The sequence below is a fragment of the Verrucosispora sp. WMMA2121 genome (assembly GCF_027460185.1).
Classification (GTDB): domain Bacteria; phylum Actinomycetota; class Actinomycetes; order Mycobacteriales; family Micromonosporaceae; genus Micromonospora; species Micromonospora palythoicola.
In genome coordinates this window covers 2,593,008-2,605,918 of record NZ_JAPZBH010000006.1, presented here as the reverse complement: position 1 = coordinate 2,605,918, position 12,911 = coordinate 2,593,008, and the positions used below count along the sequence as shown (strand labels likewise).

Here is a 12,911-nt window from a genome sequence, read left to right as displayed (position 1 = left end):
TAGCTGGTCCGTGCCCGGGTCAGGGCTGCCAGCGGCGCAGTACGACGACGGCGTTGTGGCCGCCGAACCCGAACGAGTTGCTCATCGCGACGTCAACGACGTGCTCCTGGGCGGTGTGGGCGACGAAGTTGATCCTCGAATCGATCGGCCGATGGCAGTTGATCGTCGGCGGCACCACGCCGGTGTTGATGGCCAGCGCCGAGACGATCGCCTCGAACGCGCCGGCCGCACCGATCATGTGGCCGGTCATCGACTTGGTGGAACTGATCGGGATCTGTTCGGCCCGGTCGCCGAAGACCGCCCGGATCGAGGCGAGTTCGGCCACGTCGTTGAGCAGCGTGCTGGTGCCGTGCGCGTTGATGTAGTCGACCTGGTTCGGGGTCAGCCCGGCGTCGGCCAGCGCGCCGGACATCGCCGCGCGGACCCCGCGCCCCTCCGGATGCGGCGCGGTCCAGTGGTAGGCGTCCGACGTGGACGCGTGCCCGGCGACCTCGGTCAGGATCGGGGCGCCACGGGCCAGCGCGTGCTCCTCCGACTCCATGATCAGCACCCCGGCGCCGGCGCTCATCACGAATCCGTCCCGGTCGGCGTCGAACGGCCGGGACGCCTCGCTGGGCGTGTCGACCCGGGTGGACAGCGCCTTGGCGTTGCCGCTGCCCGCCATGTCGACCCGCGTGAGGATGTTCTCCGCACCGCCGGCGACCACCACATCGGCCACCCCGTGCCGGATCCACCGGGCGGCCTCGCCGATGGCGTCGGTACCGGAGGCGCAGGCACTGCTCATCGCCCGGCTCGGGCCCTGCGCGCCGAAGGCCAGGCTGATCTCCCCCGCCGCGCTGTCGATGGCGCCGGTGACCGGGGCGAACGGGCTGACCGCGCGCGGGCCCCGCTCGCCCATCGCGACGACGTGCTCGGCCAGCGAGGTCATCGGGCCGTACCCGCTGCCGATCAGCACCCCGGCGCGCGGGCCGAGGTCGCCGTCGGTGTCGAGTTTCGCCATCTGCGCGGCCTGGACGGCGGCGGCGTAGGCGTACTGCGAGTAGGGATCCATCCGGCGAACCCGCCGGTGATCAAGGTAGGCCTTCGGGTCGAACCCGGTCACCTCACCGGCGATGCTGGTCGGCAGGTCGGAGGCGTCGATGCAGGTGATCGGGCCGATTCCGCTGCGGCCGGCCAGCATCGCCTGCCAGGTCTCGTCGACGGTGAGGGCGAGCGGGGTGACGGCGCCCCACCCGGTCACCACCACTCTCCGGCGGCCTTGCACGGTGTCGGGCATCCTCAGCTCCTCTCGGGCGGTTCGGGGAAGTCGCCGCCGGCCGTGTGCCCGGCGAACAGGGCGTCAGTCAGGCTCACCGGGACGTTGAGCACCACCACCTGGCCGGCCTGGCAGCGTTTCCACGCCTCGGTCACGTTGCCGTCGAGGGCGTCCCGGCCGGTCACGGTGATCTGGTGCAGGCCGGGTACGTCCGGCGCCCGCATGCCGACGGCGCCGGGATCGACGAAGGCACGGCCGGGGATCGGTGCGGTGCGCTGGTCGAGCTGGGTCTGCAGCCAGCCGTAGCCGCCGTTGCGCAGGACCACGTAGAGGATGCCGCCCTCCGCCACGGCGGTCGGCAGGTCGGCGGCGAAGAGGTCGAACGCACCGTCCCCGACGAGCGCGACCACCGCGCGGTCCGGGGCGGCGCGACGTACGCCGACCGCCGCGGCCGCGCCGAAGCCGAGGCTGGTCTGCTCGGACGGCACGATGGAGCCGGCACCGCCGTCGCAGGCGTAGAGCGGGAACAGGTACGACCACATGTCCTGTAGGCCGTTCTCCTGCACCAGGACCAGGTCGCCGGGAAGTACCCGGGTCAGGGCGTCGAGCACGTCGGCGATCCGCGGTTCCGGCCCGCTGCCGGCGGCGGCCCGGGGCGCGGACCGCAGGCTGGTGTGCACCTCGGCGACCCGGCCCGCCCAGTCGGCGGCGGGCGTGTGCCCGGCGAGCCGCTCCAGCCACGCGTCGAGCAGCGCGCCGGCGTCGGCGATCACGGCGGGACCGGCGAGCTCGGTACGCAGTTCGGCGGCACTCACGTTGACCTGGATCACCGGCACCGTGACGCCGAGCGCGTCCGGCCACCCGAACCGGACCGTCTCCTCCAGCCGGCTGCCGAGGCTGACGACGCAGTCGGTGTCCGCCCACAGGACTCTGGCGGCTTCCGGTGTGTAGAGGCCGGCCACGCCGGCGAACAGTGGGGTCGACTCGTCGACCGCCCCACGGCCGCTGGCGGTGACGGCCACCGCAGCCCCCAGCGCCTCGGCCAGGCGTTCCACCCGGCGGTCGGCGTTGCGGTGCCGCATGCCGCCGCCGACCAGGATGATCGGGCGCCGCGCGGCACGCACCGCAGTGAGCGTCGCGGAGTCGGGACGGACGACCAGCCCTGCGGTCTGTTCCGGAGCGGTCACCGCCGGCGCGGGCAGGGTGAAGTCCGTGGTGAGCAGGTGGTCCGGCAGCTCCAGGTAGACCGGACCGGGAACGCCGTCCACCGCGGTGAACAGTGCCCGACGCAGCAGCGGCGCCAGCCGGTCCGGGTGGTCGACGCGCTCGGCCCACTTGACCAGCGGCCGCACCACGCTGAGCTGGTCCAGCTCCTGGAACGCCCCGGCGGTCCGCTGCTCCAGCGCGGTCCCGCCGGCCAGCAGCAGTACCGGTGCCGCGGACGACCGGGCCTCCAGCAGACCGGTGACGGTGTTGGTCACGGCCGGGCCCTTGCCGACGACGGCGACGCCGGGCCGGCCGGACTGGAGCGCGTACCCGGTGGCCATGAAGGCCGCGTTGCGCTGGTCCCGGCAGAGGGTGAACCCCAGCCCGGCGGCGGTGACCGCGGCCAGCGCCTCCAGGTCGTCACCGGGCAGGCCGAACACCGTCTCCACTCCGGCGGCGGCGAGGGTCTGGACCGCGGCCTGCCAGCAGCCGGTGACCGATTCCGCGCTCACACGTCACCTCGCCGGTCACGGCCGCCCAGGTGGTCGGCGACGGCCTTGCTGAGCAGCAGCGGTTCGGCGGTGCGCTTCCTGCCGATCGCGGCGTAGTTGGCCCGGATGCCGGTGCCGCCGAACGGAGCGTTGCCGTTGTCGACCTCGATGAGCGTCTCATTGACGCTCACCGTGTGCCGGCGCCGCAGGATCTCCACCGTCTCCGGCATCGATCCGTAGACCGTGGCTGCCATCGCACGCTCCTCGAAGTAGGGGTGGTCGATGGCCTTGTGCAGCCAGTCGGCGGAGGTGAACGGCACCACGCTGAAGATCGGGGCGAACAACTCCGGCGGGTTCAGGGCGGTGTCGGCGGGCCGGATCAGCACCGTCGCGTGCAGGTGGTTGTCGGCCAGGTTCACCTGGCCGCCGGCGGCCAGGTACTCCCGGTTCTTGAGCAGGTACGACAGCGAGGCGTCGAACGCGTCCGGGTAGAACATCGCGCCGTACTCGGCGGTGGGGTCGTCGTAGCGGCCGAACCGCAGCGCGGACACCCGGCGGCACAGCAGGTTGCAGAACTGCGCGCTGATCGACGTGTGCACGAAGACCACGTCGGGCCCGAAGCAGTCCTGCCCCGAGTTGAGCATCCGCACCCGTAGCAGACCGTCGACCGCCTCCGGGATGTTCGCGTCCGGGCCGACGATGAACGGGTTGACGCCCTGGCCGAAGTAGAGGAAGAGCTGGTCCTTACGCAGGCCGGAGCGGATTTTCTCGGCGTTGTTGTAGGTGCCGGTGAACACCAGCACGTCCGAGCGGCCGCCCTCGTTCTCGAGGAACTCCCGCTGGTCGGCCTCGTCCAGCACGATCGGCAGCCGGTGCTCGTCGGCCATCATCGAGTGCAGCTTGCGGACCTGGTCCTCGATCCGTCGGGACGGCCGGAAGACCACCCGCTCGCTGTAGAGCGACGGAATGACCAGGTAGAGGATGTAGCTGTAGAGCGGGATGTTCGACGGCATGAGCACGCCGATCTGCTTGACCGGGCCGGGCGCGTACCGGGTCACCTCGTCGACCGCGCCCTCCAGCGCTGCGATCGCCGCGTCCACCTCGCCGTACGCGGTCTTGTAGTTGCTGACCTCGGTGAGCAGGTCGATCACCTCGGAGCGGCGGCGGCGCAGCATCGCGGCCAGATCGGCCAGCCGGGCGGCGCGATCGGGAAACGGGATGGTGGACACGTCGGTCGCGGCCTCGTTCGGGTGGCCGACCGGCAGCACGCCCTTGACGCCGTTGAGGGCGACCGCCGAGGCCGCGACGTCGGTGAGGGCCTGGGCGTCGACCTTCCCGTTGTTCAGAAGCGGGAAGGCGTCCAGCACGACCACCCGGTTGGGCCGTTCGTACTCGGCCAGGCGGCGACCGAGCACCCGCCGCCAGTGCGCCGCCGGGCGGCCCTCGGTGTCGGCGACGACGAAGACCAGCTGGGTGTCGCGCGCCGGGTCCTCCACAGGCACGACCCGGACCGGTACGCCACAATCGCTGACCTTGTCGGCGATGACGTCGGGATAGAGGGTGTGCCCGAAGCGGTGCACCGCGGACTTGCGCCCGAGGACCCGGATGTTGCCCCTCTCGTCGACGAAGCCGACGTCCTGGGTGTGGTGCGCCGGCCGATGCACCGGCCGGACCCGCCCGCCCGGTTCGAGCAGGCCCACCATGATGTCCGGGGTGCGCACGACGACCTCGCCGACGGTGCCGGGCTCGACCCGGGCGCCGGCCTCGTCGAGGATCTCCACGGTGACCCCGTCCAGGGGCGGCCCGCTGTGCTCCGGTAGCTCGACGGTGGCCAGCGCGATGTTGCCGGCCTCGCTGCTGCCGTACCCGTCGAGCAGCGGCTGTCCGGCCCATTCCGCGAACTGCCGGCGCAGGTCGTCGCGCAGCGGCTCACCGCCGACGCACCACAGCCGGACCGAGGAGAATCGGCGACCGGCGAGCCGGTTCCCGTCGGTCAGACGCAGCATCGCCCGGTATGCGGCCGGGACGGCGTCCACCGCTGTCACGTTCCGGCGCTCGATGACCTCGAGCGCCCGATCGACCCGGGTGCTGGGAAGCACGGTGAGGGTGGCGCCGACCTGCCGCCACAGCAGCAGCATGGACAGCCCGTACTGGTGGGTGAAGGGCAGCAGGGGCAGCAGCACGTCGTCGGCGTGGTAGCCCATCCGGGCCTGGGTGCGCTCGACGTTGTCGAGCACCGACGCGCCGGAGCGGACGATGCCCTTAGGCGCCCCGGAACTGCCGGACGTCCAGACGATCAACGCGTCCCGGCGGTTGCGCCAGCGGTCGAAGGACAGGCCGGACGTGCCCGTGGCGACCGGCTCGACCCGCTCGGCGGTCAGCTCGCCCAGTTGCAGCCAGCCGACCCGGACCCGATCGAACGCCGCGTCCAGCGACGGGTGGTCGGAGAGGAACCAGCGTGCGCCCGACTCACCGACCAGGGCGGCGCAGTCGGACTGGGTGGCGCCGCGGTCCACCAGGGCGATCGACACGCCCAGTTCCATCAGCGCGAACAGGCCGACAACGAACTCGGCCGAATTGGCGGCGGAGAAGACGACACGGTCGTTCTCGGTCACCCCACAGTGCCGCAGTTCCGCGACCAGGTCGTGACACCGCGCGGTGACCCGGGCCAGGGGGATCTCCTGGTCACGTTCGTCAACGAGCATCCTACGGCTCCCGTTCCTCTTCAGGCGAAGTACTGGTGCACCCATTCGTCGCGATAGATCGTTTCGAGGTAGTGGCTGCCGAGGTCGGGGGACACCGCCACCGAGATCAGCGGGCCGCCGACGTATCCGGCGAGCCAACGCGCGGCGCCGCTGACCACCGTTCCGGTGGAGCCGCCGAGCAGGAAGCCGCGCCGGGCGAGACGGCGGCACATCCGTACCGTCTCCGCCTCCTCCACCACGACCACCTCGTCGATGAACGAGGTGTCGAGGATGCCCGGCTTGATGCGGTTGCCCAGCCCGGGAATGCGGCGCAGTTTGGGCTCGCCGCCGAAGAGTGAGGACCCCGCCGCGTCCACCGCCACGATCCGCGTCTGCGGCCGGTACTCGCGGAAATAGCGCGCGCACCCCATCACGGTGCCGGTGGTGCCAGCGCCGATGAACAGGACGTCCACGTCCGGGAACTGTTTGACGATCTCCGGGCCGGTGGACTGCGCGTGCGCCGCCCAGTTGTCCGGGTTGTCGTACTGGTTGAGCCAGACGTAGTCGTCGTGTCGCGCGCACAGGGCCCGGGCGTGGGCGATCCGGGCACCCACCAGCCCGCGCGGGCCGTCCGGCTCGGTGACCAGGTGCACCTCGGCGCCGAGGGCGATCATCTGCCGTCGGATGGTCTCGTTGCAGTGCGGGTCGATGATGCAGACGAAACGGTATCCACGGCCTGCCGCGATGGTGCTCAGCGCGACACCGACATTTCCCGACGATGATTCGACGATGGTGTCGCCGGGCCGGAGCAGGCCGCGACGCTCGGCCGATTCCACCATCTCCTGCGCAGCCTTCAGCTTGATCGATCCCGCGAAGTTGAAACCCTCGCACTTGAGGTAGAGAGGAATTCCGAAGCCTTCGGCGAGGTCGACGAAAAGGTCGCTGGTATTGAACTCGTCAGCGCGAGCGATAATGGGCATCCTACCCCCTCTTGCTGTAAATCGAAGTCGCCGGCCGACGGTCAGGCGTGGCGGTCCAGCTCCGCAAAGAATCCTTCGACATCAATGAGCTGACCGGCTTTGGCGATTTCCGCGTAGACATGCCGGCCGACTGCCAGATCTAGGACTCCGAGGCCGAACGGCGAGAACACGACGGTACGGTCGGCCGGCACCGCGAGCTTGCCGGTGAGCACGTCGCAGAGCGTTCCGGCGATGAAGTCCCGGCTGTGGGTCCGCTGCTCCAGCAGGTGCACCGAGGTGTTGGCCTTCAGGCAATGGTTGACGTCGTCCACCACGTTGACCACGCCGGCGATCACCTCGGGTGACAGGTCGCGCAGCGACAGGTGCAGCACCAGCGGGTGGTGATCGAACCAGCCGGGCTCGGTCAGGTGCGGCTCACCTGCGGTGGTGGTCAGCACGACCAGGTCACTGTCGCGGATCACGCCCTCGGCGGAGTCCCGAACCCTCGCGACCGCACGGCCGGCCGCCTTGTCGATGTGCTCAGCGAGCGCGGCCGCGTAGCCGCCGACCAGGTCGAACAGCTCGACCTGGTCGAAGTCCCAGTCGAGGGCGCGCAGGTGGTGATAGACGTGCCGGGCGATCAGGCCGGTGCCGACGATGCCGAGCCGGACCGGTCGGCCGCGGTCCCGGCTGAGCTCCCGGGCGGCCAGGGCGGCCGACCCTGCGGTGCGGGCCGCGCTGATGATGGAGGATTCCAGGCACGCGTACGGGTATCCGGTCGCCGGGTCGTTGAGCACCAGCACGGCCGAGGCCCGCGGAAGGCCGGAGGCGATGTTGCCGGGGAAACTGGAGATCCATTTGATGCCGTCCACCGCACCGGTGTCGCCGCCGAGGGAGGCCGGCAGTGCGATGATGCGCGATTCCGGACGGTCCGGGAACCGCAGGAAGTAGGAATCGGGATTGACGGTCCGGCCGCCTCCGTGCGCCCGGTAGGCATCCTCGATTATCGAAATGACGGTGGAGGCGCTTCCCTCGATCACCGCCCGCACCTGAACGCCCGGAACCACGGCGAAGGTGGGTTGCTCAACAAAATTGGACGTCACAACGAATCCCCCATGACTGCAGTGACATTCCCTCTCCGCCGCCAGAGGGCGCATGATTATCGTCGTCGGCGAATGAGTGTGACGGCCGAATAGCGTGGCCGGTACGTCGAAAGTGAAGCTACCCGGTCTCTCATGTTCGAGGCCACCCGCGAAATTTCTTCCAGCCCCGCATTGACACGACGATGATCCCTGTCGACCTGCGGCGAAGAGACCGCCGGGCCACCTCGGGGGCCTCATCCGCGACCTCCGGCCCCCGAAAATCCTCCGAAGGAAGGAAGGCGCGGACATCGACGGCGGGGACGACCAGGAATCTCATCCCCGCTCTCCGTCTCACGTAGGAGTCGGAAGTTCCGTACTTTCCACATACTTGCCTCATGGACGTTGCACACGGGGCAACCGACTCATCACTCAGAGTCTCCGACAAGCCGCCGGAGGTCGCGGGCTTCCCACCTGGTGAATCGCTCACGTCCGTCCGTCGGGCGGCCCGGCACATCGGCATCGATGTGGCCCGTGGATGCGCGGTCCTAGGCATGTTCGCCACCCACCTGGGGCCGCAAACCGCCACCGGTTGGACGTACCAGGCCTTCAACGGACGGGCCGCCGGGCTGTTCGCGCTCCTGGCCGGCGTCTCGGTCGCGCTCGTCACCGGTGGCTCCCAGCCCCGCACCGGGGGGCCGCTGGCACTGCGGTGCGTGCAGCTGGCGGTCCGCGCCGCGCTGCTCTTCCTGCTCGGCCTCGGGCTGACGCTGCTCGGCACCACGATCAAGGAGATCCTGACCGTCTACGCGGTGCTGTTCCTCGTCGCGATCCCACTCGTCAAACTGCCGGCCGGCACCCTGGCGGTCCTCGCCGCGAATCTCGCGATCACCGGGCCGCTGCTGTCCTTCCTCCTGCGCTCCACCGTGCTGAACGGTTACGAGGGCGGTCACGTGCCGCAGGCGGCCACCCTGGTATCGGCGGACGGCTGGGCGGCCGCGCTGGAGGGAATCCTGATCACCGGGCCCTACCCGGTGCTGACCTGGCTGCCGTTAGTGCTCGCCGGGATGGCGGTCGGGCGGCTCGACCTCGGTGCCGGCCGCGTGCAGTACGCGTTGCTGGGCGGCGGCGCCGCGCTGGCGGCGGGCGCATACGCGCTGTCGTGGACGGTGATGGAGCCGCTCGGCGGATGGCGCGCGGTATCGGCGAGCATGGGGATCCCAGTCGGCGAGGCGCGGACGCTCAATGCGACCGGGCTGGGCGCGGTGTCCACCGGGCACCCGCTGATGCTGCTCGACACGGCCGGGCACAGCGGTTCCCCGATGGAGATCTTCGCGGTCACCGGTCTGGCCCTCGCGGTGATCGGTCTCTGCCTGGTCCTCGCCCGCGGCGTACCCGTGCTGCTCTATCCGCTGGCGTCGGTGGGTGCGCTGCCGCTCACGGCGTACGCCGGGCACATCGTGCTGATCGCGGCGCTCCAGCTCGGGTTCGCACCGGGCTTCAGCTCGGCGATCCTGGCCGGCTCCTCGGTGCCCCTGGCTGTCACGGTGGCGGTGACGCTGCTGGCGCTCCCGCTCTGGCGCCGGTTCATCGGCCGTGGACCCCTGGAATGGCTGCTGCACAGGGTGTCCACGGCCGTGACACCGAACCGTGGGTGAGCCGCTCAGCTGAACGGGGTCAGGTCCGGCTGACAGATTCGCCCAGCCGGCGGGACCTGGCCGTCGACCAGGTAGGCCGCGGTGATCTGGTCGGTGCAGGCGGAGTCACCCAGGATGGTGTGACCGAAGGCGCCGACCGTCACCAGGCGGGCGTCGCCCAGCTGGCTCACCATCCGCTGGGCGAAGCGGTACTGGGTGGCCGGGTCGAAGACATTGCCGTACACCAGGATCGTGCGGCCGGACCTGTTGGCCCACGGCCCGCTGTAGCGATCGGCGCCGGTGGACGGCCAGCTCGGGCACTGAGCCGGCTCGAGGAAGGCGTGATACCGGCCGAAGGTCGGCGACACCTTCTCCCAGGCGGTCGCCGTGGCGGCCGGGTCGAGCGCGTCGGGGAACGGCATGTCGGTGCAGTTGACCCCAAAATAGGAGTCGTCCCCGTGGTACGCCGTCTCCCCGGCCGTCCCGGTGGTTGCGGGGCTCCGGGCCTTGCCGGTACGCATCACCTCGTAGTCCGCCTGCAGCGAGGCGGCCAGCTCGTCGAAGAGGGCGGGTTGCTGGAGCAGCGACACCAGCTCGCTGACGAACGAACTGAACGTCACGGTCGAGCCGTCCGCGCGCTTCAACGAGGACGTGCGCAGATGCTCCCGCAGCGCGGTGAACTTGGCACGGGCGCCGGGCGCGAGGGCACAGCGGGTCCCGCTGCCCTCGCATTGGGTCAGCATCGCGTTCAGCGCCAGTTCGAAGCCCTGCGAGCGCTGGTAGACATACTGCGCGCCGTCGGCGGTACGCAGCTGCGGATCGACGCTTCCGTCCAGCACGATCGAGCGCACCCGCTGGGGGAAGAGCGCGGCGTAGGTCGCGCCGAGCAACGTGCCGTAGGAGAGGCCGACGTAGCTCAGCCTGTCGTCACCCACCGCCGCACGCAGCAGGTCGAGGTCACGCGCCACGTCCCGGGTGGACAGGTGCTCGAGCAGCGGGCCCGCGTTGGCGGCGCACAGCCGCGAGTACTCGTCGGCCGCGTCGATGCTGGAGGCGATCTCCGCCGGTTGGACCGGAGCGGCGAAGCTGCGCGACAGCAGACCGTACACCTGCTCCTGGGAGGTGAAGCAGCGCACCGGGCCGCTGCGGCCGACACCGCGCGGATCGAAGCCGACGATGTCGAAGCGGGCCAGCACGGACGGCGCGAAGCGTTCGTGGACCAGACGGGTGTAGAGGAAACCGGACCCGCCGGGACCGCCGATGTTGACGAAGAGGGTGCCGATCCGCTGATTCGGATCGCCGGCTCGGCGCCGCATCAGAGCGAGCGGAAGGGTGCCGGCGGACGGCACGTCGTGATCGACCGGCACCGCGACCGATCCGCAGCTCAACGAGGCGCGTTCGGAAACCGGTACCGGATGGAGGACCTCGGGATCGCAGGCGGTCCAGGCGACCCCGGACACGGCAGTGGCCGTGGCGGGGGACGCGGGGATGACCGGCGCCGTGAGCGCCAGCACCAGGGCCGCCCCGACACCGGCAGGACAGAGTTTCATTTGGGCTCCGAAGTAGGGCGATCGGCCGACGGCCAATCTGTCAGAGTGACGAGCGGGAGACCGGATCCGCGCTGCGGGCGGCCAGCCGCCTGGAGAACCGGGTCCACGCCGCGGCATAAATCCCGGCGACCTCGGACAGCGGACGGGCCCATTGCCGCGGCACGGTGTCGGCCAGTTCCTCCCACCGGGTGGGGTCTATGGCGTTGCCGCGGATCAGTCGCAGGAGGAATCGGCCGACGTGGTTCTGCTGCACGCGCGGGTCGCTCTGCAGGTTCGCCAGGCAGGCTCGGACCAATGCCTCGTCGGCAGGCCGTACCTGCTCCGGGGCCGGTGCCGGACCGGCGACCCGGCCCGGCACCGGTGGTTCGCCCCGGGCGAGTCGGTCCCGGACGTCCTTGACCGTGCTGGGCGAGAGCCGCACGGCGGCGGCGACCTGACGTAGGCTCGCCACCGGGTTACGCCGTATGATCTCGGCCGCCCGCACCCGCGCGGCGCCGGACTCGACCGCCCGCCGGCGTCCGTCCCGGCCGACCCGTTGTTCGACCCCGGACTTTTCGGGGTCGAACAGCTGACGACGGATCTTGGCCACCGTCTTGTCCGAGACACCGCAGATGCCGGCCAGCGCGGCGTCCGACAGATGGGCATGCGTCCGCAGGATCCGGGCGGTGGCCGCCAGCCGGTCCTGCCGGGTCAGCGGAAGGCCGTGCTTGGTGTTGAGGCTGACGGTCAGTACGAAGGCGTCGTCCACGCTGCCGTCGAAGTAGCGGACGGTCACCTGCTCAGCGCCCGTGAGCTGGGCGCTGCGATAACGGTGCATGCCGTCGACGATTTTCATGGTGCGGCGGTCGACCACGATGGGTGGCAGCGGCTCGGCACACTCGGCGAGCCGGCGGATGTGTTCCTCGTTCTCGCCGTCGAGCCGGGGCGAGTCGGCGGGCAGCAGGCTCCCGATGGGCACCCGTTCGTAACTCTGCTTGGCGCGCTCCTGCCGGGCGCCGGGTGCAATGGTCGGATGAACTGCCGGGCGCGGGATCGCCGCGGCCGACGTGATACGAGATTTGTCGATTAACAACGCACTCCCCCGTGTTGCCTCTTACCAGAAGTACCGCGCTCCGGTCGTAGATGCCCACGCTTCACGAATGACCGTTATGCGCCGCGCCGAGTATAACGAACGTCAATGCCGACGCCTAGCTTCCTGCCGCTCCGTCAGCAGCCACGATCTCGACTTGGATGACAACAAAACGTCGATCTGGGCGCAAGTGCGGTTCCGGGGAGAGGGTCGACGCCGAAGCGACGCGGATCATCGGCAAGGCCTTGCGCAATACTGTCCATAGTGGGCGTATTGGCTCGGCGTGCGCTCTCTTCCCGGCGTCGGCGACGGCGTCCCGCCGGACCCGCCGCCCAGCGGGCGACCCCGGGAGGGTCGGAAACGTCCGGGCCGAAATCCTACTTTCGAACGATTCTCACGTCGGGCTCATGATCGAATACCCGCGGTCAGTTAGTCATGGTTGGGTCCCGTTGACATGCGGTTGAGCTGGTTCCGCCATTTCTCAACACCGTGTTCACATCAATTTAAAGAGGAGAACCATGCGAACCCATAACGTGTTCAGAGTGCTTCGGGTCGGCCTGCTGGTGGCGACGGCCGGCACACTCGCCACTCACCTCACGGCCCGCCGGCCACGACGTGGAGCACTTCGGATGAGGCCGCGGCGGCGCCGTCGCCACCTCCACCACCCCCGGGGGTACCCGGCGTCTCCGGCACTTCGCAGTGCAGCCATCCGACTCTGTTCACGAAACAAGTCACCGTTGCCGGCGAGGTGTCCGGCTCGCACGCCGGGCAGTGCCACCGGGTGCAGCGCGTCGTCAACCAGGGACCTGGCCGTCCACCTCGTCACGCTGGCCCATTACAGCGGCACGGCGGCCACCTCCCTCGTCGGCAGCGCCCCGGGCAGCCGGGACCCGACGAACTTCCGCACCCGCCCGTGCCGGCCGGCGCACGGCGGGGTCGTCACCTGCGGGCCCGGCACCGCCGTCTGACCTACCCACCGCG

General features: G+C 70.3%; 8 protein-coding genes. 1 reads left to right on the top strand and 7 read right to left on the bottom strand.

The window, feature by feature from the left end:
• Positions 1-19: 19 nt before the first annotated feature.
• From fabF to sbnB, 5 genes are read right to left on the bottom strand one after another with little or no spacing between them, the layout of a single operon-like run.
• Positions 20-1,276 carry a beta-ketoacyl-ACP synthase II gene (fabF, locus tag O7605_RS20805; RefSeq protein WP_269740708.1) on the bottom strand — a complete coding sequence of 419 codons (1,257 nt, stop codon included), beginning with the start codon at positions 1,274-1,276 and terminating at the stop codon, positions 20-22.
• A 2-nt stretch (positions 1,277-1,278) separates the two neighbouring features.
• The gene (locus O7605_RS20800; RefSeq protein ID WP_269740707.1) at positions 1,279-2,973 is read right to left on the bottom strand and encodes a thiamine pyrophosphate-binding protein; all 1,695 of its coding nucleotides are present in this window, start codon (positions 2,971-2,973) and stop codon (positions 1,279-1,281) included.
• A complete protein-coding gene (locus tag O7605_RS20795) occupies positions 2,970-5,702 on the bottom strand; it encodes an aldehyde dehydrogenase family protein (RefSeq protein WP_269740706.1) in 2,733 nt (910 codons plus the stop codon). The genes O7605_RS20800 and O7605_RS20795 overlap by 4 nt, the downstream gene beginning before the upstream one ends.
• Positions 5,678-6,616 carry a 2,3-diaminopropionate biosynthesis protein SbnA gene (sbnA, locus tag O7605_RS20790; protein ID WP_269740705.1) on the bottom strand — a complete coding sequence of 313 codons (939 nt, stop codon included), beginning with the start codon at positions 6,614-6,616 and terminating at the stop codon, positions 5,678-5,680. The genes O7605_RS20795 and sbnA overlap by 25 nt, the downstream gene beginning before the upstream one ends.
• A gap of 41 nt (positions 6,617-6,657) precedes the next feature.
• Positions 6,658-7,662, bottom strand: coding sequence for a 2,3-diaminopropionate biosynthesis protein SbnB (sbnB, locus tag O7605_RS20785; RefSeq protein WP_269742709.1), 1,005 nt, complete (start codon positions 7,660-7,662; stop codon positions 6,658-6,660).
• A 410-nt stretch (positions 7,663-8,072) separates the two neighbouring features.
• On the opposite strand from sbnB, the gene O7605_RS20780 reads away from it, so the two are divergent.
• The gene (locus O7605_RS20780; protein WP_269740704.1) at positions 8,073-9,332 is read left to right on the top strand and encodes a DUF418 domain-containing protein; all 1,260 of its coding nucleotides are present in this window, start codon (positions 8,073-8,075) and stop codon (positions 9,330-9,332) included.
• 5 nt (positions 9,333-9,337) lie between these two features.
• Here the strand turns inward: O7605_RS20780 and O7605_RS20775 are convergent, their stop codons facing one another.
• Positions 9,338-10,861, bottom strand: a complete 1,524-nt coding sequence (locus O7605_RS20775; protein WP_269740703.1) for an alpha/beta fold hydrolase — start codon at positions 10,859-10,861, stop codon at positions 9,338-9,340.
• Positions 10,862-10,901: 40 nt separating this feature from the next.
• The gene (locus O7605_RS20770; protein WP_269740702.1) at positions 10,902-11,819 is read right to left on the bottom strand and encodes a ParB/RepB/Spo0J family partition protein; all 918 of its coding nucleotides are present in this window, start codon (positions 11,817-11,819) and stop codon (positions 10,902-10,904) included.
• Between the last annotated feature and the right edge of the window lie 1,092 nt (positions 11,820-12,911).